Below are 25,185 nucleotides of genomic sequence, written 5' to 3'. Positions count from 1 at the left end.
AAGGAGGAGCAGCTTTATTTTTTATTTCTTCAAAACCGGTATCCAAATTGCACTTTTAAAGTTTGGAGAGGATGTATCTTTCTGTTCATTCCACAATATTTCTGGTCCTTCCGCTAGTTCATAGTTTGAGGAAGGAAACCATTCGGAATAAATGCGTCCCCATACATTTTGTAATGTTTCAGGAAATGGACCGACAGCTTCAAATACGGCCCACGTTGAAGCTGCGACTTCAAGTTGTGCGAATTGCTCTGGACAATCTTTCGTTGAGGCTACTCCAATGTAGTGATCGAGTTCTCCCTTTTCCTCCATTCTTCCTTCAGAAAAGTTAGTAGAAGCACTAATGATTCCATTCGGTTCCATGTTTGAAAGGGACTTTAACGTTTGAATGGACTCTGGATTTAAACTTTTCCACATAGAAGCAATTTCTTCATTTACACCGTTAAATACAATCGGTACGCGTTTTGTAATACCAATAATTCGAAATGGTTCTTTTTTTTCAATTCGATAGTTCATTTCGTTTCCTCCTTGAATCGATAACTGGAAGGTCATTGGTGAATAAGCTTTCAAAGAATGACTACTATTTCGGGCCTCTGAAGGCGTTATGCCGTGCAAGTTTTGAAAGGCACGTGCAAAAGAGTCTGGTGAGTTGTACCCATATTTTATAGCGACATCAATGACTTTTGCATCGCTGTTTTTTAGTTCAAAAGCAGCAAGAGTAAGACGTCTACAGCGAATATATTCTGACAGTGATATGCCAGCTAGGAAAGAAAACATTCTTTTGAAATGATATTCAGAGCAGTAAGCTATTTTTGCGACTTCTTTAAAATCAATTTCATCTGTTAGGGTGTTTTCAATATACTGCATTGCTGCATTCATGTTTTTAAGTGAATCCATACGATGACCTCCTTGTTAAATAGAATAGCAGGAACAAAATAGCTCCATCCGACATTTCATGCACAATTTTGTAGGGTACATTTTTAACCTTACAAAATTGTAATGTTCCTGTAAGGAGAATGAATGGATGGTATGATATCCCAATGTTATAGTAACAAAGTACTTTTGTTCAGTAGGTTAAATTTTTATATCTTTACTTATGCGTCTTACATAACTGTCATGTTTGTGTAAGAAACATCGATAGTGGCAAGAGTAGAGAGTGTATATAGTTGAAAATAGAGAATAGAAGAAATGAGGGATGTCGAGATGAAAACAGTGTTAGAAGCAAAAAATATTGAAAAAGTGTATGACACGGGTGGTAATAAATTTGCAGCGTTAAAAGGTATTAACTTACAAGTAAAAGAAGGTGAGTTCGTTGGAATTATGGGACCTTCTGGTTCGGGTAAGACGACGCTACTAAACGTTCTTTCTACAATTGATAATGCGACGAACGGTGAAATTTTAATTGATGGAAAAGATATCGTGAAGATGAACGATGATAAGTTAGCGTTATTCCGCCGTGATCATTTAGGGTTCATTTTCCAAGATTATAATTTATTAGATACGTTAACGGTAAAAGAGAACATTGCGTTACCTCTTGCGTTATCAAAGGTGAAAGCGAGTGAAATTGATCGCCGCGTTCTTGAAATCTCAAAGAAATTTGGTATTGATCATATTTTAAGTCAGTTCCCATATCAAGTGTCGGGTGGACAGAAGCAGCGCTGCGCAGCATCGCGTGCGATTGTTACAAGTCCTAGTATGATATTTGGTGACGAGCCGACGGGAGCACTTGATTCTAAATCAGCGACAGATTTATTAGAAAGCATGAAGTCGTTAAATGAATATGATAACTCTACAATTTTAATGGTAACACACGATGCGTTTGCCGCAAGTTATTGTAAACGAGTTATTTTCATTAAAGATGGTGAGTTATATAAAGAATTGCACCGGGGTGAATCAACACGTAAACAGTTCTTCCAAAAAGTCGTTGACGTAATGTCTTCCATTTCTGGAGGTATGGCTGATGACCTTATCTAGCATTGCCCTCCGCAACATACAGCGGAACTTTAAAGACTACTTTGTATATTTTGCATCTATGATTTTTAGTATCGTCATTTATTTTACATTTAAGGCGTTGCAGTATAATTCACAAATGGAAAAAGCTGCGGAAGCTTCTAAAAAAATTAGCGGAGCATTTCAAGTTTCAAGTGTGATGCTTATTATTTTCGTGGCAGTGTTCATTATATATTCAAACGGTTTCTTTACACGGAAGCGTAAAAAAGAAGTTGGGCTATATTCCTTATTAGGTATTCGAAAAAGACAAATAGGTAAAATGCTCTTTTATGAAAATATGTTAATGGGATTAATGTCATTAGTAATCGGTATTGCGATCGGTAGCGTTCTTTCAAAACTATTCCTTGAACTACTAATAAATATGATGGGAATAAACTTAAACGTTCATTTTGAAGTACCGATGGCTGCAGTTATTGATACAGCAATTATTTTCTTTGTAATTATTTTGTATACATCACTTCAAGGATATCGTTTAATTTATCGATTTAAGTTAATTGAACTTTTCCGCGCAGAACGTGAAGGAGAGGCAATGCCAAAAGGATCTGTCATTATGGCGTTAATTTCAGTTTTCTTAATCGGCTCAGGTTATTTCTTAGCGTTAATGTTTATGAAGGCAGTTATGTATGCAAACTTTATGGTAGTTGCACTTTATATATTACTTGCAACAGTATTAGGTACGTATTTACTATTTATGTTCTTTACAGTATTCGTATTGAAACGTGCAAGAAATAATAAGTCAGCGTTTTATAATGGTATGAATATGATAACGACTTCACAGTTACTATACCGTATTAAAGGAAATGCAAAGTCACTTGCGACAATTTCTATTTTAAGTGCAGTAACATTAACAGCTGTTGGTACGTCAGTTACGATGTATTACAACACATTTACGCAATCAAAAACATCCATGCCATACAGTTACTCTTATGAGAAAAAAGATGCAGAATTGGATAAGAAAGTAAATGCAATTCTTGTGGAGGAGAAGCAGGATCACCCTGTTAAAGATCAATTTGAAATTGAAACGGTTCCTGTCAAAGGGAAATTCGAAGGAGATAAAGTTGATTTCATTCTTAATATGAATTACACGATTTCAGAGAAATATCAGTTTATATCTCAATCTGAATTCAACAAAATTGCGAAAAAAATTGATGCGGAAACAGTGAATGTAGCTACTGGCGAAGCATTTATATATGATAGTTCTTATATGGAAGGGTATGAGTTTAGCCCTGAATATAAAGGAAATAAAGCGGTATTCCAAATTGGAAATGAAACGAAGACATTGACGATCCAAGGTGTAAATAATACTGCAATTACGAACTTAGGTGAATTAGTTGTTGTCGTTCCAGATGAAATGTATGAACAAGCGAAGCAAGCATTTGGAACACGTGTTGTAAAAAATATTGATGTAAAAGATGAAAGAAACAGTAAAGTATTAACAGAAAAATTAACAAAAGTGATGCCAGCTGGTGAATCAGAAATGGCACCACCATTTAGAGACTTCTACACTGGTTTCCATATGGGACTTGAAGCAACTGGACTAATGATGTTCATCGGACTATTCTTAGGCTTAGTCTTCCTATTAGCGACAGGCTCCATTATTTACTTCAAGCAGCTTACAGAAGCAAGTGCTGACCGTGATCGTTACATTGTCCTTCATAAAGTTGGTGTAACGAAACAAGAGATGAAGAAAGCTATTGCAAAACAAGTGAGCTTTATCTTTGCAATTCCACTAGTAATCGGAATTCTACACAGTTTGTTTGCATTAAAAGGTTTAGGAAACATACTACCATTTGAAATTATGGTTCCGCTTCTAATTAGTATCGGAGTATATAGCGTTATTTATATCGGATATTACTTCTTAACAGTTCGTTCTTATTATAAGATTGTGAGTACGAAGTAATGCAAGAGTTGTTTTTATCTTAGTAAAAAAGCATCCGACTAACATGTTAGTCGGATGCTTTTTTTGTCTATACGTGAGCTTTATTTTCGTCCGAACTATCAAACATGTCCATTACTTTAAAAATACCTTCCAATAGCAAGGTACATAAAATAGCGAAAATTAATACGGCATGAGGTGATAATTCAACTGATGTGAAGTTAAGGTCTGCCAACCAAAAGTAACCTACATAAAAACTTAAAAATGTGCTAACAGCCGAAAGTGTAAATCCTAAAAATCCTAATTCCTTTAATTTTTCCTCAGATAATTTACATAAACGTAAAACAATAGAGAAGAGAATTCCTACTATGAAAAATCCCATACATAATGCGAACAATGATATTATGCTTGGATACTTAACTTCATCGGGCATCCACTTTTTCATTCCCACTATTAAAAAGGTAGGGACAAGAATAGGTAATAAAAGTGGTAGCACTATTTGTATAGCTGCAAATAATGCATTTGATTTATTATCGTTTTGATTATTCATAAAGCCTCCAAAAATGATTTCTATACTAATTCCAAATATCTTAGAGGATTTTAACATAAAAATAGTAACTTCGCTATACAAAATCGGAGTAGGATCATGATCATTCATGGTAAATAAACAAGCTGACTTATTTGTATATGTTTGATTCGCTTATCTTTGGAATTCAATTTTTTATGTTTGTTTATAGTAAAGATGAAAATTTCCTTCATCTTCATAAAATCTTAAGAAATCTTCTCAATATTTGTTAAGAAACGATAGTTATACTTAAACACAAGTTAAAAACTATTGAACGAATGGAGAGAGAGTATATGCAGCTCATAACATTCTTAACTGAATTTATAAAACATCCGAAACATATTGGTGCGGTTGTACCGAGCTCAAAAATATTAGCAAGGAAAATGGTAGATGTAATTGATTTTAATAGAGCGAAATGTATTGTAGAGCTAGGGCCTGGTACAGGAGCTTTTACGAAAGAGATTATGAAGAGAAAGAAGAAGGAGACAATATTTCTTCTTGTTGAAATTAATGAAGTATTTTTTAAAGAGTTAAAGAGAAAATTTAAAGATGAGCAGAACGTGATTGTTATACACGGTTCAGCTGAAAATATAAAGAAGTATATGGAACAATTAAATATAGAATGTATTGATTACGTCTTATCAGGATTGCCTTTCACTTCTTTACGAGAAGAGGTTTCAAAGCGCATTTTAAACAGTGTAATGGAAACGATACATGAGAACGGGGAATTTATTACATTTCAATATTCACTTGTGAAAAAAGGATTTATACAGAATTTCTTTCCTGAAATTACACTAGAAAAGGTGTGGCTTAATTTCCCACCAGCTTACGTCTTTAGTTGTAGAAAAGAGCTAAGGAGAGCATATGCATAATGGAGTTACATGAATTAATGTCATACATTGAGCAGTATGGTTATTGGGCACTATTTTTTTGTTTATGGCTTGGTATTATCGGTATGCCGATTCCAGATGAAATGATTGTCATGAGCGGTGGATTTGTATCATCAATGGGGATATTAAGTATGATTCCAGCCTTTTTATTAACGTATTTAGGTGTTGTATCAGGTCTTTCTTTAGGGTATATACTAGGGAAAATATTTGGCATAAAAGTGCTTAATAAATTGATGAAAAAGAAAAAGGCAAAGTACCTTTTAAAATCACAAGAAATAGTAGGGAAATATGGTCATTATGCATTAGTAATAAGTTATTTTATCCCCGTTGTGAGACATATCGTACCGTATTTGGTTGGAATGAATAATATGTCATTTAAAACGTATGCATTGTATTCCTATATGGCAGGACTTGTTTGGACGCTAGCTTATTTTATGCTGGGCTCTCTATTCGGAAAACAGATAGAAACGATTGTAGCACTTGCGACGAAATATGGGATGTATTTAGGCGGGGGCATTATGATCATTACTATCATTTCTTATGTGTACATTCAAAAGAGGAATGCAGTAGTGAGTGAAATAAAGCAACATTCATAGTTTGGTAAATGATGCTGGAGGAGATTTTGTGAGTAAAGGAACGATACTTATCGTGGACGATGAGAAGGAAATTAGAAAACTTATCACTATCTATTTGAAGAATGAAGGTTACGAAGTATTACAAGCTGGAGATGGTGAAGAGGGTTTAGAAATAGTAAAGAAAAGAGACGTGCATCTAATCGTCCTTGATATTATGATGCCGAAAATAGATGGTATTCATATGTGTATGAAAGTGAGAGAAATAGCGGAAATGCCTATTATTATGCTTTCGGCAAAAACGCAAGATATGGACAAGATTTTAGGATTAACAACTGGGGCAGATGATTACGTAGCCAAACCATTTAATCCACTGGAACTCATTGCTCGTATTAAATCACAACTTCGGAGATATATGAAAATGAGCGGGACAAGTGTACAGGATGAAAATGAAATAGAAATTGGAGATATGAAAATTAATATAGTAACACGGCAGGTCATTATTGCAAATAAAGAGGCGAAATTGACACCGAGAGAGTTTGAGGTATTAGAATTGCTTGCACGAAATCAAGGAATGGTATTAAATGCAGCACAAATTTATGAAAGAGTATGGAAAGAGCAAGCTTTCCAATCCGATAATACTGTGATGGTACATATTCGGAAAATACGTGAAAAGATAGAGGCGATTCCAAGGAAGCCTCGGTACATTAAAACGGTATGGGGAGTTGGCTATAAGATTGAGAAAGATATTTGAACCGATAATATGGATGAATCAAGTTTTTAAAAAAATGATAGGTAAAATAGTGAGTTATTTGGAAAAGAGCATACGGATACAGCTAATGGCTACATTTACTTTTTGTACGTTACTCGGGGTATTAGTAGGATGGTCTTCATCTTCTTTTTTCGAGGATGCGAATAAAATTTCTATCATTGATTATGCATCAGGTATGGAAGCCATTGATGGACAGACACAAAGGCTTGTTGAAAGTATAACCGAGGAAGGTAAGGAAATTAATATACAAGAATTGCTTGATCAATTGAATCACCAAAATCAACTGAAGATTTTAATAATAGATGAGAATGGGAAAGTCGTTTATAAAACAAAGGGAGCGCCGGAAGAACAAATCAATCTTCATGAGACGATGCGTAATGTGATGGATTTTAAAATGGATCAAGTACGATATGTAGAGGCGCAAAATTTAATTCAAGATGGAACTGAACAAAAGCGTAAGGAGTTTACAACTTTTTATCCGGTTACTGTTAATACGGAAAATATGTATATCATTGCAAGTGGTATACCACAAGGAAATGTGAAGTATATAGTGAATGATAGCAGCCCATTTCCATCTTTACTAGGTTTTATCACTTTTATACTATCTTTCTTTTATATAACGAAAAGGAAGATGAATCAGATTGAAGCGATGGCAGAAGGAGTAAGGGAGTTTTCGAAAGGTAATTTACAATATAAAATCAAACAGGCAGGTCAAGATGAAATAGGTTTATTAACTTCTAATATTAATCAAATGGCAGAAAAGCTTTTGGCTAATATAGAAAAGGAAAAACAAATAGAGAAGCAAAAAAGTGAATTGATTACAAATGTATCACATGATTTAAGAACACCACTTACTTCTATTATGGGGTATTTACGTTTACTAGGTGATGCGAAATATGAAAATAAAGAACAGCATGATGAGTATATAAAAATTGCCTTTTCAAAATCAGAGCAGTTGAAGATGTTAATAGAAGATTTGTTTGAGTATACAAAACTAACAGATGAAAATATGGCGTTAGATTCGCAAGAAGTGTGTATAAATGAACTACTTGATCAATTAATAGAAGAGTTAGTACCACAAGCGGAGGAGCATAATATTTCTTTTGTAAAAGAATTTCAAGAAGGTCGTATATATGCTGTTGTGGACTCAGAAAAAATGGTACGTGTGTTTGAAAATCTTTTAATAAATGCAATTAAATACAGTATAGATAAAGCAGAAATTCGGGTTTTACTTCAAAGAGAAGAACAGCATATCAAAATTTCTATAGCGAATCATAGTGAAGAATTTACAAAAATAGAATTAGAGAATTTGTTTGAGCGTTTTTATAAAAAAGATCAATCGAGAAGTAGAGCTGTAGAAGGTTCAGGTTTGGGGCTTGCAATTGCAAAAAGCATTGTTGAATTGCACAAAGGAGAAATTCGAGCAGAATATGAAAATGGGGTTATTCAATTTATTATCTTATTGCCAATTTAATTAGAAGAGCACTAGGAAATTTGGTTACATTTTAATACGTAATAGCGTCGCGATGGATTTAGAGGAAGTCCTTTAAGTGGAAATATCTGAGAAGAGGAGAATAGAAAGTTTCATGAAAAAAATAAGTGCGTTTATCGTATTAATTATAGTTGGAGTTACATTACTTATAGGAAAGGGGGGACCGATTGTAGATCAACTCAATCCATTTATTAAAGAAGATATTTATTATGCTGTTGTTGATAATGATGGTAAATATGGAGCTGAAAACAAAGGTTTTGCTAGATGGGAATATAAATTCAAAGGATATAATGAATCTGGTCAAGAGCAAAAGATTGCGATGACTGCTTCAAAACATTTAAGAATAGGAGCATATTTAAAGATTAGATCTAAAGGAAGTTATGGTATGGAATGGGAAGAAGTACAAATAGATGAAATACCTAAGAAAGTAAAAGAGAAAGTACAAATACAACATAATTAGTTATAGAAATTATAAGTGGCATTCCATGGATAAGATAACGAGCAAGCTTCGAAGATTGTAGCAGTATATGATAAGTTCTAAATTTTTTATAAAGAAGATAAAGTTTATCTTAACTTTATTTAAACTGCATTTCTTCTGTGTACAATGACTAGTATTCTATAGTATGTAGATAAAAAATAGTAGGGAGTAGCAGGATAATTATGCAGGTTTCTAAGAAGAAAATATTATTATTTCTTTCAATTATTCTTTTGGCTTTATTGATGGTGTATGTATGTGCAAATAATAAGCATGTCCAAAATATTGTTCATAATATAGAAGACATCTATAAAGTATATAGAGAGAATCAGGTATTGAAAGGGAAAATTGAACATCAAGAATCGTTAAAGAGTAAAGTACAAATATTAAGTGAGGAGAAAGAAAACCTTACTAAACTTATCAACAAAACGAAAGAATTAAAGGAACAAGGAAAATACAATTTAATTCAAGCTACAGTAGTAACTCGTGTAGCAGAAGAGTGGTATGGAGAAGTCACTATTGATAGAGGTGCACAACATGGTGTAAAGGTTGATATGGCTGTTATTACAGTGGAAGGTTTTATCGGAAAGGTAGAGAGTGTAGATCAATATACATCTGTTGTGAAATTAATTACGAATGATGAACGAACGAATCGTTTAGCAATCACCCTTCAAAATAATTCATCCATTTTAGGATTTGTTACAGGGTATGATAAGAAAAAACAGGCTCTTCGAATTGATAATATTCCATCAGATAAAGCGAAAGAAATAAAAATAGGTGATAGTATTATTACCTCTGAACTGAGTCAGAAAATACCACCTGGCCTTGAAGTAGCAGAGGTGATAGAGCAAGAACCGGATCAATATGGTCTTGCTTATATTATTTATGCAAAACCAAAGGCGAATTTATATGATTTAGAAGATGTAATTTTAATAGAACCTAAATAATAGTTTTATGTAGTGCCTTTGAGAGGTGAATTAGAAACGAAGAGAATGAACGTAAAATAAAGAGTAAGAGGGATAAGGAAAAGTAAAACAGTACTAAATTTAATAATATATGGTTATATATTTATAATGTTTTTATTTTATCTTTATCTTATCTTTATCTCGGACAATTATAATGAAGAGGTAAACTGATGATAAGTGCAAAGTTATTAAGTATTACAGTGGGGCTTTTTTTTGTACATTTTTAATATTAATTATTTATATAACCTCTTAAATAGGCTAGAAAACCTATATAATATCCTTCGACTTTATATGTGTAAATATATTATTTGAGCGTGAGAATATTGATGTCAAAAGGTATATGAATCGGATTATAAAATGTTTGATTTGCATATTGTAATGTTTTTTTTCGGGAGTGTACATTACAAAAATGTAAGAGGAATCAATATTGCTGTTTGTAGGGAAAAGATAAAATGATAGTTAGTGGCTATGAAAATAGCATGATCGCAGCACTAGCCAAATGACAGGAGGCAATATGAAAAATTTAATATTTGAAGAGAACGTTGTACAAAGAGGGTATAGTAAAAAGATGAATGTAGTACACCACACTGTAGAGAAGCGTGGGTGTAGAGTGTGTTATTAAAACTTTCTATTTCTAGTATGAAAAAAATGATAAAGGATTACATCGTTTTACTAATAGGCCTTGTCATCTCAATTTCTATTTTTTATATGTTTCAAACGCTTGCGCTAAATAAAGAGTTTACAATGAATAACAGTATTATTGGTTCAATTGTATTTGTATTTCAAATAGGCTCTGTTTTGGTAGCATTTATTACATTCTTTTATATTTTTTATGCAAACTCTTTTCTACTTTCACTCCGGCGGAAAGAACTTGGCATGTATCTTGTTTTAGGGGCCAAAAAGAGTAAAATCAGCCAACTTTTATTCTTTGAGACATTGTCTATGGGAATGATTTCACTAGCATTAGGTAGTGTATTCGGAGCTATTCTTTCTAATTTTGTTAGCAAATTTTTAACGAAACAATTGGAAATTTCAACGGAAGGTTATCAAGCATTTTATGTTCCTGCATTCAAAATAACATTTATATTCTTTAGTGCGTTATTTCTGCTTACATCCGTTGTAAATGCCATTCGTATAGCACTTAAAACAGAACTAGATTTAATTCGTACAGAGCAGCAAACGGAGCGCATACGAATGAAAGGACCAGCCACGATATTGTTACTTTTATGTAGTTTGCTAGGACTAGGTGTAGGATATTATTTCGTAATCTTCGTAGGAATAAAAGGTGCTGGCGCCATTATGCTTCCATTATTCACGATTACAATTGGGACATATCTTATATTTATTTCGTTCTTACCTATGATTGTTAATAGGCTAAAGAAAACGCGCTATTTAAATGAGAAGAAATTAAATGCATTTACATTTGCACAATTGCAGTTCCGTGTAAGTAGTTTGGCGAAAATATTAGGAACGGTAACGATGTTAATTGGTCTTGGTGTGGGGGCAATGGCTGGTGGCATGTCTTTACAGAAAAACGTAATCCTTACAGCAGAAAGAATGTCAGGGTATGATATTACAATTCATGATCCAGAAGCAGCGGATTATAAAGCTATGGAAAAAATGAAAATTGTAGATAAAAAACAATATAAATATAAAGTTAATAATGAGGCTGTTTACTATTTAAAAGAAGAATTATTAGAGAATCCGCCACTGTTGTTTGGAAAGAAAGAGACAATACATATTACTGAACAACTTCCATCTTCGAGCTATAGGATGTTTAAGGGAGAGGAAGTTGATCCATCTAGTTCTACGTTACCACTGAATTGGGATAAGAGTATGGATAGTGATTTTAGATCGAATATTACTGTATATAATCGTAAACCTGTCTATATCGTCGACGAAAACCGGTATAAAGCAATTCAAGGTAATGAGCATACGTTTTTTATTGCTAAAATCGATAATATTTTACGGTATAAGACAGAGCTAAAAGAGATGGATAATCGTCAAATCGAAAAAATAGCCGCCGCTATTAATAAGCCTAAGGAAGACGTATATTTACCAACAAACTATAATGATTATGAATCTATGCTTGCCTTTTCAAAAGGAACTTCCTTTATGGGATTCTTTTTAGGTCTTGCTTTTTTAGCTATGATGGCAAGTTGTTTAATGTTTAAGATCCTTTCTGGAGCTACGAAAGATATAGGGCGGTATGAGATGCTTCGGAAAATTGGGGTACGTAAAGAATTACTTATACAATCTATGTATAAAGAATTAGGCATTGTATTTTTATTTCCAGCCATATTGGGTCTTATACACGTTTTAGTAGGAATGAATATATTTACATTTGTTAAGTTTTTTGTAAATCCATATGTGAATATTGGACTTCCGATTTGTATATTTTTAATCATTTACGGTGTCTACTATTTGATCACTGTTCAATTATATAAGAGGATTGTGCTTCCAAAGGAAAAATAGAATGGATGCCGGGGGAAGGGGTAAAAAACTAGAGTAATATTTTTAGTATAAGTAAGTAATGGACGTAGAAAGGAATTAATAAAATGGGGAAACTGTTAAAGGTAAAGAATATAGTTGTAATGATGGTAGCTATAGTTGTAGTGGGAGGGGCTTTTTTTGTATTTCAAGCGATAACTTCACCTGCAAAAGCGATAGCAAATCAAGAGAATCCAGTTCAAAATGCAAATGAACAAATAAAAGTGGAGATGAATAAGGTTGCACCAACGCAATTTAATGGTCAAACTAGGAAAATTGCCTATCTTACTTTTGATGACGGACCAGGAAAATATACGGCACAGTTACTAGACATATTAAAGGAAAATGATGCAAAAGCAACATTTTTTCTAATCGGTCAAAATGTAAAATCATACCCTGATTTAGTAAAACGAGAAGAAGCGGAAGGACACTATGTTGGTATGCATAGTATGACGCACAATAATAGAAAATTATATGCCCAAGGTGGCTACGTAGATGAAATGAAAGAGGATCAAGGCTTAATTGCTAGTATTCTCGGACATGCCCCAAAACTAACACGCCCACCATATGGTTCAAAGCCAGGATTACACGAAGAACTTCGTAATAAAGTTGTAGAAAATGGTCTTAGAGTATGGGATTGGACAATTGATTCATTAGATTGGGAATATAATAGTATACCAATTGATATTGCGAAAGCGAAAATTGTTCAAAATGTACTTGCTAGTGCGACAAATCCCAAAGAAGTTATTTTAATGCACGATATTCATCCGCAATCTATCGCTGCAGTACCGGCTATTATTAAAGGTTTAAAAGAAAAAGGGTATGAATTTGAAGCATATCATGAAGATGATCATTTCCCCTTGAACTTTATGCATGATAAACGAATGTAACATAGGAGGAATTGACATTGACTTATAAAGCGTTAACGATTACCGGAATTATATCTATAAGCTTATTGACAGGGTGTTTTGGCGCAAAGCCAGAAGCAGAATTGTACGTCGCATTTGAAAATGCAACGAAGCAAGAAAAGGCGGTTTCTGAAGATGTGAAAAAACTAGAGGGTTTAGAAAAACAAGGTCAAGAGTTATACAATCAAATTATAAATGATGGTAAAGATAGTAACCAAGCAATTATGCCGAAGATAGAGCAAGCTACAAAAAGCATGGACGAACGTGAAAAAGTATGGAACAAAGAAAAAGAAGCTTTTGAAAAAGCACAGGAAGAAATAAAATCAGTTCATAAAACTATAGATAAAATGGAAGATGCTGCTCTTCAAAAACAAGCAAAAAACATACAGGATATTTATAAAAAGCGTTATTCATCTTTTAATAAGATAAATGATTCGTATCAAAAATTAATGGGATTTGAAAGAGAAGTATATAAAAGCTTAGGCGAAAAAGAAACGAACTTAAAAAAGATTAGTGAAAAGATTAAAGGTGTAAATCAAATGAATGAGGACATTCAACGAGAAAAAGAGAAATTTAATGGATATACAAAAGAATATAACAAAGAGAAATTAGATTTTTATAAACAAGCGAAAATTAAAATTAAAGATGAGAAGTAAATACTTTATTCCTATATCATTTAATCTTATTTATTAAGTACAAAAGGAAAAAATCAAAAATAAAAGTTTGTTTCTTACTCAAAAATAGAATATAGAATTCAAGGGTCTCAAACTATTATAGTTTGGGGCTTTTTAATATTCTTAAGGGAAAAATCAAGAAATTCCTCTACTATTTTTCAAGGGAATACATCTATACATAGAGATTAATTACACTAATTGAATCTTTAAGTGAAATATATCGTATCTGCATCTTATATTTATATAGCTTGTTTATTCTATAAATACACCCAAGGTGGTGTTTAAAAAAGTATATAGGGAGAGAAAAAATGAAAAAGAAATTTTTACTAATTTGTGCAATAGCACTTTTATCAATAGGATACTCATCGGTAGCTAGTGCATCTACTGGAACAATGTCAAAGGAAGAAGTACAAGCGCAAGAACAGGCGTTAGAAAAAAAGGAAGCAGAATTTCAGGCTTGGCAAAAAGAGGCGTTAGAGAAGAAGAAAGCAGCAATGCAGGATCAAGAAAAAAAAGCATTAGAAAAAGCAGAAGTAGCGATTCAGGATCAACAAAAAGAAGCATTAGAAAAAAAGAAAGCAGCGATTCAAGCCCAACAAAAGAATGATGTAGAGAAAAAAGAAGTAGCGAAACAAGCTGTAAAAGGAGAAAAACTACCAAATACAGCATCAAATAGTGTAATAATGATGATACTAAGCGCGTGCCTTGTAGCATTAGGATCCGTATTTGGATTTACTCGTCGTAAGATTAAAGCATAAAATTTTGCATTAGCCTATAAAAAAATGGATGAATGAAAAGTGAGACTTGTAAATCGTATTGGATTTCCTTTTATATTGATTTGGTTATAGAGTATATATGTGAACAGCTATCATTAGATATAGAGAAAAAAATACATGTTTACAAACATGTATCTGCAATGCAAGTTGTTGCCAATCAAGATCTTATTGAAAAAGTAATTGTCAACTATATAACGAATGCAATCCGTTATACGCCAGCGAAAAAAGATGTTATTATTTCTACAATAAACAAACAAAAATTAAAGTGGAGAAATAAATACTTTATTTGTTACTCAAAAATAGAATATAGAATTCAAAAGCCCCAATCTACTATGATTTGGGGCTTTTAGATTCTTAAAGAAATGTTAAGAATATCCGCCGCTATTTATTAAGAAATTCTATCTATACTTAGAAATGGGTTAAGAAGTATAGGAGGATATATATGAAAACATCAGTTGTAGAGGTAAAGAATGTACAAAAGGTATATGGTAAGAAAGAAGAGAGCCAATCACGTGTATTAAAGAATGTATCGTTCTCAATTCAAGAGGGTGAATTCGTTGGAATTATGGGACCATCAGGTTCAGGAAAAACAACATTATTGAATGTAGTTTCTACATTAGATAAGGCAACAGGTGGAGTTGTTGAAATTGCTGGAATAGATATTACGAAAATGAAGCAAGAGGAATTATCTGATTTTCGCTCAGAGAAACTAGGATTTATCTTTCAAGATTTTAATTTACTTGAAAATTTATCAATATATGAAAACATTGCATTACCACTTTCTCTGCAAGGTGCTCACTCCAAAAGAATTGGATCAAAGGTGAAAAAGGTATCGGAAATGTTAGGGATATCAGAGATTCTTCAAAAATATCCGTCGGAAGTATCAGGTGGACAAAAACAACGTTCGGCAGCGGCTCGTGCACTTGTACATAAGCCAGCAATAATTTTAGGAGATGAGCCAACAGGAGCGCTTGATTCTAAAAATGCAAAAAGTTTATTAGAGGCGATGACCAAATTAAATGAAGAACAGGATGTTTCGATTATGATGGTTACACATGATCCATTTAGTGCGAGTTACTGCCGACGTATTTTATTCATTCAAGACGGAGAACTGTATAAAGAAATTTATCGCAGAGGTACGTGTGATGAATTCTATAAAGAAATTTTAGATGTGCTTGCCGATTTAGGCACACAAAAAGCATAGGAAAGAAGGTTCAACATGTTATTCAAACTTTCCATGTCAGGATTAAAAAGTAAACGAAAAGACTATATTGTCTTATTAGTGGGTCTTATTATGTCTATTTCAATTTTTTATATGTTTCAAACGTTAGCTTTAAATAAAACATTTATCGAAGGGAATTCCATGGATGGAATTTTTTCGGTTTTCCAAACAGGCTCATTTTTATTAGGATTTATTACATTATTTTATATTTTACACGCCAATTCATTTTTATTATCACTCCGGCAAAAAGAATTTGGTATGTATATGGTATTAGGGGCAAAAAAGCATAAAATTACATTGCTCATGTGTATTGAAACGATTGTATTAGGAATGGTGTCTCTTATAGTAGGTGTGGTATTCGGTATAATTTTGGCGCAAGGTGTTGGGTATTTACTGATGAAGGAGCTGGAGTTTACTGGAGTTGGTTATCATGCATTCTATGTACCATCAATCATTGTTACTTTCATCTTTTTCATTGCATTATTTATGTTGTCCGCAATTATGAATGGTATAAAACTAGTGCGTAATTCGCTATTACAGCTGGTTCACTCTAATGATAAAACAGCTGGTACTCCTACTAAAGGGAATTTAACGAATATAGTAGCACTTTTATCAATTGTTTTATTAGCAGTTGGTTATATTTCTATGATTTATATGAAAGAGTTAAAGGAATCAGGATTTATCATTGCTACAATTACAGTAACATTAGGAACTTACATGCTATTTACATCATTCCTTCCTATTATTATTAACAAACTAAAAGCGAATAAAAATTGTAGTGAAACAGGAATTAATGCGTTCACGCTTGCACAGTTAAGTTTTTCTATTAATAGTTTAACGAAAGTATTAGCGACAGTTGCTATGTTAGTGGCTCTCGGTGCTGGTGCTATCTCTAGTGGTATGGCTTTAAAAAATAATGTTACAAACATGATTGAAACATTTGATTATTATGATGTGGAAATTAACAATCCGACAGTAGAAGAAAAGAAAATATTAAGTAGAATTACATTTAAAGAGAAAAACGAATATCGCTATAAAGTAGATGATCAGTTCATTTATTATTTGAAAGAAGATTTGGAAGCAAATCGTCTGTTAATACCGACTGGTGGAGATGATGGAAAGCAATTTATATCTGTTTCTAAAGAGCTACCAGTTGGAGCTGTTTTAAGTCGTGGTCCAGAGAAAATCGAGAATGATATCCTCATTCCAGAAGAATGGAGATATGCGCTAAGAACTTTCCAAAAAACTTATGTATACCCTAATCAAAGTATAAAGATTGTAGATAAAAAGATGTACGATGAAATCCAAGGTGAAGAAAGAATTGTATTCTTTGGAAAAACAGAAGATTTTATGAAATATGAACAAAGATGGAAGCAAATTGACGAATTAGAAGTTATTAAATATAAAGAGGTAGAAAAAACAGAATTACGTAGTAAATATATGACATATAAATCATTGTACAGTACTTACAGTGGAACCGTATTTATGGGATTTTTCTTAGGGATAGCATTCTTAGCGATGTTGGCAAGCAGTTTAATGTTTAAGATTCTTTCTAGCACTTCAAAAGATATTATTCGCTATCAAATGCTTCGTAAAATTGGTGTACGTTATGAGTTATTAACTAAATCAATTTATAAAGAATTACTTTTCGTCTTCTTGTTCCCAGCGATAGTAGGTATAATGCACGTATTAGTTGGCATGAACATGTTTTCGTTCATAATCAATAATCCATATTTCCGTATTTGGCTTCCTATTATTATTTTCTTAGTCATTTACGTAGCTTATTATTTTATTACAGTTCAATTTTATAAAAAAATTGTTCTTCCGAAAGAAGTGTAGTATGTAAGCCTAGATATAAATCTAGTAAAAGGTTATATTAGATTGTTTTGAAAACAAAATGATTGTAGCAAATTGATTTAATGAATATAGGGGTATAAAATATGACATAAGATTTCCTAATATTTCACTTTTTTTGTAAGTGAGGATACACTATGTTATTGATTCTTAGCATCATTTTGATAGGAATTATGATCGGGATGAAAGTAATAGTTTTTGGGATAGTAGAGAGACAAAGGTTTGTATATGTAATGGGAGAATTGGAAAGGGGAATTCTGCTCCTTTTTATTCAAAATGTAATTTATTTTTTTAGTAAAGAATGATAGTTGGAATGAGTTTGAGATATTGAAAAAGTTTTGCGAGGATACGCAAAACTTTTGTATAGTTTATTTGCTTTCGATGCACATTGTAAATAAGGAGAAAGAGAATCCTCTATGTTTCAGTTTATAAAAGGTGAAGAAGAGAATTTATTATATCTTTTGTAATAAGCGTTCGCCGCTTTCCATATCGCTTTTGCATAACGGACATTTCGGTTCTGCGTCTAATGCAAAGTTTTTACGCATCCATCCACGGCAGTTTTCTTCTAGGCATTCCCATACAGCAATTGCTTCTGGTTCTACTACAGGTTTATCATTTTTTCTCCAATACATGTGATCGCTCCCTTAAATTGAAAAGTTTTTCAGAAAAACAAAAAAGGTTGTTAACGATTTTGTTAACAACCTTTTTTATATTAGTTCATTATACTTTATTTTTTGAAAAAATGCGAAGGTTAGTAATTGTTAAAGTATAGCAAAATAAGGATTATATAAGCTAAGGATTATAAATCATCGTTGAAAGCTTTAGTAATAATTCAATTTGATACAGTGTATACCGGCAACCTTCTCGGTGTTTTTCTACATCTTCTTCATGCCATTGTTTTGTTAACTTTGGAATTTCTATGTCATCACTTAGGCGTTTCTGCTGTTGTGTCTTCCATAGTATGCTCGTTGCATGGAAGCCTTTTTGTTTTGAAAACATTAGGAAGTTTAATAAATTTATCTGGCATAAACGGGTAATAGGGACCCCACTTCAAAATTTGGTTGAAGCAAAGTAGTTAGGTAGGAGTCGGACTATCTGTAAAAGCCCAATTAGTTGGACTTTATTGAGAGGTTTTTGCCATTTCCATAAATCTTTGTTCAATTTCATCCAATTCGAATGAATGGCATATTCTACGATCTTCTTTATCTAAAATTCGATAATGTTGGGATAAAATATTTTGTTGAATGTGATAACCGTTTAATTCTTTTATTTGTCGCCACCACACTTTTCCACCTAAAGTCTTCGGAAAGTTCATATTGTAATGTGTAAAAGCGATTGTTTTTATAATTTCATTCACATCATCCCCGAATGTCATCTGGACTGTATTGCTCTGTTCGAAGAGTGTTACGACACAAACTGCACCTGACCATGTTAGCGTACGTCTCCCTTTTTCAATTTCTACTAATGTTTTCTTGGATAAACCAATAATTTCTGACATTTTATCTTGTGATAAATCATTTTCAACACGTATGAGTTTTAATTTCGAATTAACGAGTTCAATAAATTCTTGTTTATCCATAATGCATCTCCTTTTCTCTTATAGTGTAAAATTACACTGTGAGTGTGATTTTGTCAAAGGTAGTGCAAAAAAGTTATTTATTGCTGTTTTGATTTTTCTAATTACTATTTCAATTTTAGTTTAAGAAAATGTTAAGAAACCGTACTATTTTTTATTAAGAAATACGCTCTATACTTAGAAACATCTTAAAGAAAACATAATGAAAGGCCGAATATAGATGAAAAGATTTATTTTTGGATCATTACTTGTTATCGTCGCAGGAGCGGCATATTTATTAAATGGGAGTGCTGCGATTGATAGAATGAATCCATTTCTTGATATAGAGCACCATTATGCAATAATTGATAACGATGGTAAAGAATTAGATGGAAATAAAGGTCGTGAATATAAAGTGGAAGCTTATGATGAAAATGGTAAGGAAAAAGAAGTTACAATTGACGGAGTAGATGAATTACCGAAAGATTCATACTGGCATGTGCTTACGAGAGGTAAGTTCTTATATGATAAAGTGCAAGTAACGATAGATAAAATTCCTAATGGAGCGAAGATGAAGTTAGGATTATAAGTATAAAACCGATTCTCAATGTGGGAATCGGTTTTGTTGTTTTATGGTAAAGTTTAGTGAGGGGGGCGAGAGTGATGTTACTCATTGTTAGTCTTATTTTAATTGGATTTATGTGTAGTATGAGAATAGTATCTTTACATATGATAGAGCGAGAAAAGATAGAAGAGCGATATGTATATTGTCCAAAATGTGATGGGAAAATTAGGAGAGGCAATTCCGCTCCTTTTTGTTCGAAATGTAATTTAATATTTTAACTATAGGAAATCCGAAATCATTTTGTATGGTTTCGGATTTTTTATGTTGAAAATAGAAGAAATAAAGAGCGGAAAAAAGTTTGAACAAGGAATTGAGTATACGAATATTATTGAAGGATATCCCATTATTATGAAGTATTTCGTAGAGATAGATCGAGAAGTTTTGAGGGTGTTATTAGCTGATGAAAGAGGGATTCTTCCTACTATGCTAGAGTGTAATGAATGTTATAAGACTAAATTGGATGATATCGAGGAAAGTGGATAAAAAGAGCTTGAAACAACTCAAGCCCTTTTTTAAGCCCTCGTTTCATTCCTTGTTCCATTCCTCTTTTTATTCCTTCTGTCTCTGCGTGGGCGAATTTTGCTGCTTCATCCATTAAAACTTTCTCTCTTGCGTCATAGGATTGGCGGAAAGAGGAATCTTGACTCATACGTTCCCACTTGTTTATTGCTTTTTGTAAAATAGGGTCTTGGTTCATAGCAATATCCTCCAATGTTTTAGTTAAGTGTTCATCCTCATTTGCTGAAAGCAATAAAAGCCAACGAACAAATGGATCTTTCCACGGATTTACTTTTTCTTCATGCCATTGTTTTGTTAACTTTGGAATTTCTATAATGTGAATTTCTATGTCATCACTCAAGAGTTTCTGTTGTTGTGTATTCCATAATGTGCCCGTTGTATGAAATTCTTTGTGGTCTGAGAACATTATAAAGTTCAATAAATTAATGGTGATGGTTTTATGAAGCGAACTGTAAGGCATACCTTTTTGTAATTGAGATGTATATAATTTCCCCCACTGATTATTAGTTGAACCGATCGGACTTTTACGGGCAGTTGATTCCCTACCTAACTTCTTTGCTTCCGCTGAATTTTGAGGTGGGGGTCTTACTGCCCGTTAATGCGGGATAAACTACGTTTCATCATATCGTGATTATTATTGAGCTGTATTTCTACATTTACTTTTGTTCCTGTGTTTAATGTCGCTGAAATATCTAAAATAGATAACTTATCCTCTTCATATTCCCGATGTAAATGCGGATCTTCTAGTTGTAGAGAAGTAATGGGTGAATCTAAAGACTTTTGTAACATAGCGTTTAAAAATGCAATTAGAATATCTTCACTACCATTCGTACCAAACAATTGTTTAAATGCAAAATCAATGCGTAAATTAACTAATTGTTGGCTGAACACAGCTTTTCCTCTCCCTTGTGTCAGGTTCCTTCTTTCCTTCATTGTATCTAAAAAGAACTAGGGCATGCAAACAGGAAACTTTGCTATTTTTTTAGCAATATTATTAGAATGTCGCAAACAAATATGTCTATGTTATACTCTAGTGAAATTGAATTCTTCCAATCAGTAGCCGCTGCAATAGAGAAGAAAGATCCAAGTGTTATTGTGAATAAGGATTCTAATACGCACTGGAAAAATTGGGTGGAGTTTGATTACGAAAATTTATATTAAAAATTAAAGAGTAAATCAAAATGAATTGCTAATAAAAAGACGAGCCGAAGTGTTGGAACTTTAGCTCGTCTTTTTATATTATACAATCGCAGGATTATAAATCATCGTAAAGTGTCCTTGTAATAGTTCAATATGACAAGGTGTATGAAGCGAGCTTTCTCCATCTGTATCTACTTCTTTTTCTTCTTCGGTTTCAATATGAATGGATTTCGCTTTTACGTGGAAGATGTCATTTTCATTTGAGTCTTCAAATAGTTTCTTTCCGATATAATCTTTAAACGCTTGAATGCCTGTTGATTTTACAACGAAAATATCAAGTGTTCCGTCGTCGCACTTTACGTTCGGAATAAAGGACGGGATACCGCCAAGATATTCACCGTTTCCAACCATAACAAGGACGGCTTCGTCTTCATATACTTGTCCGTCGTACGTAATTTTTACGGGGAATGTTTCAGCATTTTTGACAGTTCGAATGGTGCTTAAATAGTAACCAATTTTCCCAAGCTTTGCTTTCTCTTCCGCATCGATATTGTTTGATACTTCAGAGACAAGTCCAATGCCCCAGAAGTTTAAGAAGTGTAGGTCATTTGCTTTTGCGACGTCAACTGGTTTTACATGTCCTTGTGTAATAAGTTTTGCTGCTTCTGCGATGTTTTGCGGAACGCCAAGTGTGCGAGAGAAGTCGTTGCAAGTTCCGCCTGGAATGATGGCAAGTGTAGGTCTAGTTTCAAGAGGTGCTAAGCCATTTGTGCATTCAAATACAGTGCCGTCACCACCAAAGACGATAATTAAATCTACTTTACTAGCAAACTCTTGGCAATATTTTGTTGCATCACCTTGCTTTTTCGTATGAAGGATATGTAAGTCAGGAAAAGCTGCCGCAAGAGGTGGTACAATTTTCGTTAAGTTCGTATGTAAATCGCCTTGCCCTGCTTTTGGATTTACGATGAGGAGTACTTTTTCAAATTTTGTCTTTGTCATTTTTATTCTCTCCCTTTGTCTTTTACGAATCGTGATAGAAAATAAACTTCCACCAGTAATTGATGGAAGTTTATTCTATTATATTATTCCGTTACAACTGAAGCGATAAATGGTAAGTTACGATATTTTTCTGCGCAGTCGATACCGTATCCAACGATAAATTCGTCTGGAATTTGGAAGCCAACATATTCAGCTTTTAAGTCCACTTTACGACGCTCAGGTTTATCAAGTAACGTACAGAATTTTAATGCTTTCGGTTTATGCATAAAGAAGTGATCTTTTAAGAAGTGAAGTGTTAAACCAGAATCGATAATGTCTTCTACGACAATTACGTTTTTTCCAGTAATGTTTACATCGATATCTTTTAATAGTTTTACTTTTCCAGTTGTTTCTGTTTGATTTCCGTAGCTAGATGCAGAAATAAAGTCAATTGTTACATCATTTTTAATGTGACGAATTAAATCGGCAGCGAATACGAAAGATCCTTTTAATACAGCGATTACTATGATTTCTTCTCCTTCAAAGTCACGTTCGATTTGAAGTGCTAGTTCTTTTACTTTTTCTTGTAATTTTTCTTCAGAAATTAAAGTGTCTTTTATTTCAATATTCATTGGAGTCCTCCTACAGTGTAAAACTTGTGAACATTTCGACTGTAAAGGAAAGAAAGGGAAAAGTCAAAGAAGATATAAGTTTTTTACAGAAATCCCCACAAAATAATCAGATGATATGATATACTAATCATATAAAGAAAACGCTTCCAAAAGGGTGATTATGATGAGAAAGAAAGAGTATACAAGTGCAACATTTATAAAAGCATTGTTTTTAACAATTGTTCTTGGCAGTTTGGCTTACATAATTGATGTACCAGCGATTCGGATTTCACTAATTGGAATGACTTTAGTATTAGGCGCAATTTCCCACGGTATGATGTCACAGCTGCAAGAAGCTGGAGTCGATCATATGAAAGATCATATAGATGAGAAATGAGAAACCTTCACGTATAGAGAGTGAAGGTTTTTTGTTTCTTACAAAAATGTAAGGTAGTTGTAAGGCAAATCGATAGTTGCATAGTAGTGTTTTGGATAAACTATAGGTGTAAGGTAAAAGGCAAGCATATTTTAGGTAAATTAAGTTTTAGGCACTCTATATGTGAAAAAGGAGTAGGAGGGCATGGAGAAACGTTGGACGACCTTTTCTTTTTTAGCAACTAGCAACACCGTAATGCTAGCTGGCGAAATGGATTTTTTGCACTTGTTTGATCGAGAAGACGATCATTCTTCTTCTAAATTTACAATGAAATGGAATAAATGGAGCGAGAGTTGTAGGTTTGAAGAAGAGGCCCCTAATGAAGAGCAAAAGATTATTTTGACAAACCCTATTAAAGCGTGGGTTGTTCAACGTCGTAAGTGTAACGTCAAAAATCACTTAAAGAAAACTGAGCCGAGACAATTAGTTATCGCTCCGGCCCATTCTACTTCTAAATCACGCGAAAGTAACATGTAAATATTGAGACACACACCCGAAAAAACATCGTATATATTGCGATGTTTTTTTATTTTTCTACAATGAAATCTTTAAATGAAATATATTTCATCTGCATTTTATATTTATATCTCTTGCTTATGCTAGTGATACATCCGATGCGAAGTGATGTAAAACGTATAAAAGGAGAGAAATAAAATGAAAAAGAAACTATTACCAATTTGTGCAATGGCACTTTTAACAGTGGGATATTCTTCAGTAGCAAGCGCAGATACTGGAACAGTAACAAAGGAAGAAGCGGCGCAACTGCAGCAAGATAAAGCGAAAAAAGAAGCAGCGATTAAGGAACAGCAAAAGAGTGAAGAAGAGAAAAAGAGAATAGCGCAAGAACAGTTAAAAAATGATATGGCAAAAAAAGAAGCGGCACAAGTACAACAAAAAAATGGTGCGGTAAAAAAAGAAGTAGCGAAGCCAGCTGTACAAGGTGAAAAATTACCAAACACAGCATCCAATAATGTAGCAATGATGGCATTAAGCGCATGTCTTGTAGGGATAGGGACATTATTTGGTTTGAATCGTCGCAATAAAGTTAAGGCGTAAATAAAATATTGTCCTATAAAGAATGGAATAATTTCATATATTAAAAATGGTAGGTTATTCCTACCATTTTTGACATGGAGGGATGAACATGAAGTTACTCAATTATATCGGTATCATATTGATGGCCATAGGGCTATTCACGGGAGCATATTACGCTATGGAATGGTATAAAGGAAAAAGCTCTGCTCAACAATTGACGAAAGAAGAAATAAAGAGTCTTAACAATATACAACATAATAAACTTTCTCATGAAACAGCTGTGACTTCCCAAGTGCCTTCTTCTCAAACAGAACATAAAGAAGGAGAAAAGGTAGCACTGTTACATATACCGAAAATAAAGAAGAAGTTTTCTATATACTGGGGAGCGGATGATGCAACGTTGAAGAAAGGAGTTGGAATGTTCGTTAGTGATTTAACGACAACGCCATCTGGAGGGGGACATACTGTACTGAGTGGACACCGGGATACTGTATTTACAGATTTAGGAGAGTTAAAAGAAAAAGACACTCTTGTTTTAGAGTATGATAATAAAACTTACACATACGAAATTCAAAAGATATGGATTACCCATGCGGATGATCGTACTGTTATTATAAAAAAAGAAGAACCGATATTAACACTAACGACTTGCTATCCATTTGATTATATAGGTGATGCACCAGATAGATATATTATCGAGGCGAAGTTAACGGCTAGTTATTCAGAATGAAGTGATAGTTTCTGA

At 33.2% G+C, this 25,185-nt stretch carries 29 protein-coding genes and 3 pseudogenes; 23 read left to right on the top strand and 9 right to left on the bottom strand.

Going from position 1 to position 25,185, the window contains the following annotated elements; translation table 11 throughout:
- Window positions 1-21: 21 nt before the first annotated feature.
- The gene (locus DN393_RS16775) at window positions 22-894 is read right to left on the bottom strand and encodes an AraC family transcriptional regulator (protein WP_064474457.1); all 873 of its coding nucleotides are present in this window, start codon (window positions 892-894) and stop codon (window positions 22-24) included.
- A gap of 306 nt (window positions 895-1,200) precedes the next feature.
- Between DN393_RS16775 and DN393_RS16770 the strand changes: the two genes are divergently transcribed.
- On the top strand, window positions 1,201-1,971 hold the full coding sequence (locus tag DN393_RS16770; RefSeq protein WP_000859659.1) for an ABC transporter ATP-binding protein: 771 nt from the start codon (window positions 1,201-1,203) through the stop codon (window positions 1,969-1,971).
- Window positions 1,958-3,907 (top strand): ABC transporter permease, encoded by a 1,950-nt coding sequence (locus DN393_RS16765; RefSeq protein WP_149173694.1) that lies wholly within the window; start codon window positions 1,958-1,960, stop codon window positions 3,905-3,907. The genes DN393_RS16770 and DN393_RS16765 overlap by 14 nt, the downstream gene beginning before the upstream one ends.
- A 67-nt stretch (window positions 3,908-3,974) precedes the next feature.
- On the opposite strand, the gene DN393_RS16760 is transcribed toward DN393_RS16765, so the two are convergent.
- Window positions 3,975-4,433, bottom strand: coding sequence for a hypothetical protein (locus tag DN393_RS16760; RefSeq protein ID WP_001064712.1), 459 nt, complete (start codon window positions 4,431-4,433; stop codon window positions 3,975-3,977).
- Window positions 4,434-4,741: 308 nt separating this feature from the next.
- Between DN393_RS16760 and DN393_RS16755 the strand changes: the two genes are divergently transcribed.
- The 13 genes from DN393_RS16755 to DN393_RS16695 all read left to right on the top strand — a co-directional run bounded on the left by DN393_RS16755 (window position 4,742) and on the right by DN393_RS16695 (window position 17,523).
- Window positions 4,742-5,320, top strand: a complete 579-nt coding sequence (locus tag DN393_RS16755) for a class I SAM-dependent methyltransferase (protein WP_001176096.1) — start codon at window positions 4,742-4,744, stop codon at window positions 5,318-5,320.
- A complete protein-coding gene (locus DN393_RS16750; RefSeq protein WP_000418951.1) occupies window positions 5,320-5,934 on the top strand; it encodes a DedA family protein in 615 nt (204 codons plus the stop codon). Before DN393_RS16755 ends, DN393_RS16750 begins: the two co-directional genes overlap by 1 nt.
- A 28-nt stretch (window positions 5,935-5,962) precedes the next feature.
- Window positions 5,963-6,664, top strand: coding sequence for a response regulator transcription factor (locus tag DN393_RS16745; protein ID WP_000033681.1), 702 nt, complete (start codon window positions 5,963-5,965; stop codon window positions 6,662-6,664).
- On the top strand, window positions 6,648-8,156 hold the full coding sequence (locus DN393_RS16740; RefSeq protein WP_064474458.1) for a sensor histidine kinase: 1,509 nt from the start codon (window positions 6,648-6,650) through the stop codon (window positions 8,154-8,156). The genes DN393_RS16745 and DN393_RS16740 overlap by 17 nt, the downstream gene beginning before the upstream one ends.
- A 112-nt stretch (window positions 8,157-8,268) precedes the next feature.
- Window positions 8,269-8,634: a YxeA family protein gene (locus tag DN393_RS16735; RefSeq protein ID WP_064474459.1), complete on the top strand. Its 366-nt coding sequence runs from the start codon at window positions 8,269-8,271 to the stop codon at window positions 8,632-8,634.
- A 200-nt stretch (window positions 8,635-8,834) separates the two neighbouring features.
- Window positions 8,835-9,596, top strand: a complete 762-nt coding sequence (mreC, locus tag DN393_RS16730) for a rod shape-determining protein MreC (protein ID WP_154131507.1) — start codon at window positions 8,835-8,837, stop codon at window positions 9,594-9,596.
- Window positions 9,597-10,226: 630 nt separating this feature from the next.
- Window positions 10,227-12,089 carry an FtsX-like permease family protein gene (locus DN393_RS16725; protein WP_064474461.1) on the top strand — a complete coding sequence of 621 codons (1,863 nt, stop codon included), beginning with the start codon at window positions 10,227-10,229 and terminating at the stop codon, window positions 12,087-12,089.
- A gap of 83 nt (window positions 12,090-12,172) precedes the next feature.
- Entirely contained in the window at window positions 12,173-12,994 is an 822-nt protein-coding gene (locus DN393_RS16720) for a peptidoglycan-N-acetylglucosamine deacetylase (RefSeq protein ID WP_088047684.1), read from the top strand.
- A 17-nt stretch (window positions 12,995-13,011) separates the two neighbouring features.
- Window positions 13,012-13,668, top strand: coding sequence for a YkyA family protein (locus DN393_RS16715; protein ID WP_064474463.1), 657 nt, complete (start codon window positions 13,012-13,014; stop codon window positions 13,666-13,668).
- 326 nt (window positions 13,669-13,994) lie between these two features.
- Window positions 13,995-14,444, top strand: a complete 450-nt coding sequence (locus DN393_RS16710; protein WP_064474464.1) for an LPXTG cell wall anchor domain-containing protein — start codon at window positions 13,995-13,997, stop codon at window positions 14,442-14,444.
- Between the two features lie 32 nt (window positions 14,445-14,476).
- Window positions 14,477-14,812, top strand: a complete 336-nt coding sequence (locus tag DN393_RS32430; RefSeq protein WP_002099385.1) for an ATP-binding protein — start codon at window positions 14,477-14,479, stop codon at window positions 14,810-14,812.
- 92 nt (window positions 14,813-14,904) lie between these two features.
- Window positions 14,905-15,666, top strand: coding sequence for an ABC transporter ATP-binding protein (locus DN393_RS16700; RefSeq protein WP_149173693.1), 762 nt, complete (start codon window positions 14,905-14,907; stop codon window positions 15,664-15,666).
- A gap of 15 nt (window positions 15,667-15,681) precedes the next feature.
- On the top strand, window positions 15,682-17,523 hold the full coding sequence (locus tag DN393_RS16695) for an FtsX-like permease family protein (RefSeq protein ID WP_149173692.1): 1,842 nt from the start codon (window positions 15,682-15,684) through the stop codon (window positions 17,521-17,523).
- Window positions 17,524-17,990: 467 nt separating this feature from the next.
- Here the strand turns inward: DN393_RS16695 and DN393_RS16690 are convergent, their stop codons facing one another.
- From DN393_RS16690 to DN393_RS16680, 3 genes and pseudogenes are all read right to left on the bottom strand, one after another.
- Entirely contained in the window at window positions 17,991-18,170 is a 180-nt protein-coding gene (locus DN393_RS16690) for a cold-inducible protein YdjO-related protein (RefSeq protein ID WP_064474467.1), read from the bottom strand.
- A 229-nt stretch (window positions 18,171-18,399) separates the two neighbouring features.
- A pseudogene (locus tag DN393_RS16685) lies at window positions 18,400-18,585 on the bottom strand (Rpn family recombination-promoting nuclease/putative transposase); the annotation flags it as partial.
- Window positions 18,586-18,658: 73 nt separating this feature from the next.
- The gene (locus DN393_RS16680; RefSeq protein WP_000360678.1) at window positions 18,659-19,117 is read right to left on the bottom strand and encodes a helix-turn-helix transcriptional regulator; all 459 of its coding nucleotides are present in this window, start codon (window positions 19,115-19,117) and stop codon (window positions 18,659-18,661) included.
- A gap of 217 nt (window positions 19,118-19,334) precedes the next feature.
- On the opposite strand from DN393_RS16680, the gene DN393_RS16675 reads away from it, so the two are divergent.
- From DN393_RS16675 to DN393_RS16665, 3 genes are all read left to right on the top strand, one after another.
- Window positions 19,335-19,682 carry a YxeA family protein gene (locus DN393_RS16675; RefSeq protein ID WP_149173691.1) on the top strand — a complete coding sequence of 116 codons (348 nt, stop codon included), beginning with the start codon at window positions 19,335-19,337 and terminating at the stop codon, window positions 19,680-19,682.
- Between the two features lie 74 nt (window positions 19,683-19,756).
- Window positions 19,757-19,936: a hypothetical protein gene (locus DN393_RS16670; protein WP_000924667.1), complete on the top strand. Its 180-nt coding sequence runs from the start codon at window positions 19,757-19,759 to the stop codon at window positions 19,934-19,936.
- Window positions 19,937-19,979: 43 nt separating this feature from the next.
- Complete coding sequence (locus DN393_RS16665) at window positions 19,980-20,201, top strand: hypothetical protein (RefSeq protein WP_098101804.1); 222 nt, start codon at window positions 19,980-19,982, stop codon at window positions 20,199-20,201.
- A gap of 16 nt (window positions 20,202-20,217) precedes the next feature.
- On the opposite strand, the pseudogene DN393_RS16660 reads toward DN393_RS16665, so the two are convergent.
- Together DN393_RS16660 and DN393_RS16655 are read right to left on the bottom strand one after the other, a co-directional pair.
- A pseudogene (locus DN393_RS16660) lies at window positions 20,218-20,736 on the bottom strand (Rpn family recombination-promoting nuclease/putative transposase); the annotation flags it as partial.
- A 107-nt stretch (window positions 20,737-20,843) separates the two neighbouring features.
- Window positions 20,844-21,128: pseudogene (locus DN393_RS16655) on the bottom strand (Rpn family recombination-promoting nuclease/putative transposase); the annotation flags it as partial.
- A 123-nt stretch (window positions 21,129-21,251) separates the two neighbouring features.
- Between DN393_RS16655 and DN393_RS31600 the strand changes: the two are divergent.
- Complete coding sequence (locus DN393_RS31600; protein WP_218923805.1) at window positions 21,252-21,398, top strand: DUF7003 family protein; 147 nt, start codon at window positions 21,252-21,254, stop codon at window positions 21,396-21,398.
- Between the two features lie 78 nt (window positions 21,399-21,476).
- Here DN393_RS31600 and DN393_RS16650 read toward each other — a convergent pair whose 3' ends face one another.
- The gene (locus DN393_RS16650) at window positions 21,477-22,379 is read right to left on the bottom strand and encodes a diacylglycerol/lipid kinase family protein (protein ID WP_064474471.1); all 903 of its coding nucleotides are present in this window, start codon (window positions 22,377-22,379) and stop codon (window positions 21,477-21,479) included.
- 83 nt (window positions 22,380-22,462) lie between these two features.
- Complete coding sequence (gene hpt, locus DN393_RS16645; protein ID WP_064469199.1) at window positions 22,463-22,990, bottom strand: hypoxanthine phosphoribosyltransferase; 528 nt, start codon at window positions 22,988-22,990, stop codon at window positions 22,463-22,465.
- Window positions 22,991-23,150: 160 nt separating this feature from the next.
- Here hpt and DN393_RS16640 point away from each other — a divergent pair, with 160 nt between their 5' ends.
- The 4 genes from DN393_RS16640 to DN393_RS16625 all read left to right on the top strand — a co-directional run bounded on the left by DN393_RS16640 (window position 23,151) and on the right by DN393_RS16625 (window position 25,170).
- Window positions 23,151-23,366 (top strand): hypothetical protein, encoded by a 216-nt coding sequence (locus DN393_RS16640; RefSeq protein ID WP_061673076.1) that lies wholly within the window; start codon window positions 23,151-23,153, stop codon window positions 23,364-23,366.
- A gap of 183 nt (window positions 23,367-23,549) precedes the next feature.
- The gene (locus DN393_RS16635; RefSeq protein ID WP_000415592.1) at window positions 23,550-23,882 is read left to right on the top strand and encodes a hypothetical protein; all 333 of its coding nucleotides are present in this window, start codon (window positions 23,550-23,552) and stop codon (window positions 23,880-23,882) included.
- A gap of 177 nt (window positions 23,883-24,059) precedes the next feature.
- Window positions 24,060-24,461 carry an LPXTG cell wall anchor domain-containing protein gene (locus DN393_RS16630; protein ID WP_064474472.1) on the top strand — a complete coding sequence of 134 codons (402 nt, stop codon included), beginning with the start codon at window positions 24,060-24,062 and terminating at the stop codon, window positions 24,459-24,461.
- Between the two features lie 88 nt (window positions 24,462-24,549).
- Complete coding sequence (locus DN393_RS16625; RefSeq protein WP_064474473.1) at window positions 24,550-25,170, top strand: class D sortase; 621 nt, start codon at window positions 24,550-24,552, stop codon at window positions 25,168-25,170.
- Window positions 25,171-25,185: the final 15 nt, after the last annotated feature.

Origin of the sequence: Bacillus sp. BPN334 (assembly GCF_008368885.1) — a bacterium.
GTDB classification, from domain to species: Bacteria; Bacillota; Bacilli; order Bacillales; family Bacillaceae_G; genus Bacillus_A; species Bacillus_A wiedmannii.
This window is presented reverse-complemented; position numbering and strand designations above follow the sequence as displayed.

Bases quoted from the DNA above. Each gene is read 5' to 3' on its own strand.
- DN393_RS16625 (WP_064474473.1), top strand. From the start codon at position 24,550: ATGAAGTTACTCAATTATATCGGTATCATATTGATGGCCATAGGGCTA.
- DN393_RS16640 (WP_061673076.1), top strand. From the start codon at position 23,151: ATGATGAGAAAGAAAGAGTATACAAGTGCAACATTTATAAAAGCATTG.
- DN393_RS16755 (WP_001176096.1), top strand. From the start codon at position 4,742: ATGCAGCTCATAACATTCTTAACTGAATTTATAAAACATCCGAAACAT.
- DN393_RS16775 (WP_064474457.1), bottom strand. From the start codon at position 894: ATGGATTCACTTAAAAACATGAATGCAGCAATGCAGTATATTGAAAAC.
- DN393_RS31600 (WP_218923805.1), top strand. From the start codon at position 21,252: ATGTCTATGTTATACTCTAGTGAAATTGAATTCTTCCAATCAGTAGCC.
- mreC (WP_154131507.1), top strand. From the start codon at position 8,835: ATGCAGGTTTCTAAGAAGAAAATATTATTATTTCTTTCAATTATTCTT.
- DN393_RS16695 (WP_149173692.1), top strand. From the start codon at position 15,682: ATGTTATTCAAACTTTCCATGTCAGGATTAAAAAGTAAACGAAAAGAC.
- DN393_RS16670 (WP_000924667.1), top strand. From the start codon at position 19,757: ATGTTACTCATTGTTAGTCTTATTTTAATTGGATTTATGTGTAGTATG.
- DN393_RS16700 (WP_149173693.1), top strand. From the start codon at position 14,905: ATGAAAACATCAGTTGTAGAGGTAAAGAATGTACAAAAGGTATATGGT.
- DN393_RS16680 (WP_000360678.1), bottom strand. From the start codon at position 19,117: ATGGATAAACAAGAATTTATTGAACTCGTTAATTCGAAATTAAAACTC.
- DN393_RS16630 (WP_064474472.1), top strand. From the start codon at position 24,060: ATGAAAAAGAAACTATTACCAATTTGTGCAATGGCACTTTTAACAGTG.
- DN393_RS16675 (WP_149173691.1), top strand. From the start codon at position 19,335: ATGAAAAGATTTATTTTTGGATCATTACTTGTTATCGTCGCAGGAGCG.
- DN393_RS16750 (WP_000418951.1), top strand. From the start codon at position 5,320: ATGGAGTTACATGAATTAATGTCATACATTGAGCAGTATGGTTATTGG.
- DN393_RS16765 (WP_149173694.1), top strand. From the start codon at position 1,958: ATGACCTTATCTAGCATTGCCCTCCGCAACATACAGCGGAACTTTAAA.
- DN393_RS16720 (WP_088047684.1), top strand. From the start codon at position 12,173: ATGGGGAAACTGTTAAAGGTAAAGAATATAGTTGTAATGATGGTAGCT.
- DN393_RS16735 (WP_064474459.1), top strand. From the start codon at position 8,269: ATGAAAAAAATAAGTGCGTTTATCGTATTAATTATAGTTGGAGTTACA.
- DN393_RS16710 (WP_064474464.1), top strand. From the start codon at position 13,995: ATGAAAAAGAAATTTTTACTAATTTGTGCAATAGCACTTTTATCAATA.
- DN393_RS16770 (WP_000859659.1), top strand. From the start codon at position 1,201: ATGAAAACAGTGTTAGAAGCAAAAAATATTGAAAAAGTGTATGACACG.
- DN393_RS16760 (WP_001064712.1), bottom strand. From the start codon at position 4,433: ATGAATAATCAAAACGATAATAAATCAAATGCATTATTTGCAGCTATA.
- DN393_RS16690 (WP_064474467.1), bottom strand. From the start codon at position 18,170: ATGTATTGGAGAAAAAATGATAAACCTGTAGTAGAACCAGAAGCAATT.
- DN393_RS16665 (WP_098101804.1), top strand. From the start codon at position 19,980: ATGTTGAAAATAGAAGAAATAAAGAGCGGAAAAAAGTTTGAACAAGGA.
- DN393_RS16635 (WP_000415592.1), top strand. From the start codon at position 23,550: ATGGAGAAACGTTGGACGACCTTTTCTTTTTTAGCAACTAGCAACACC.
- DN393_RS16650 (WP_064474471.1), bottom strand. From the start codon at position 22,379: ATGACAAAGACAAAATTTGAAAAAGTACTCCTCATCGTAAATCCAAAA.
- hpt (WP_064469199.1), bottom strand. From the start codon at position 22,990: ATGAATATTGAAATAAAAGACACTTTAATTTCTGAAGAAAAATTACAA.
- DN393_RS32430 (WP_002099385.1), top strand. From the start codon at position 14,477: ATGAAAAGTGAGACTTGTAAATCGTATTGGATTTCCTTTTATATTGAT.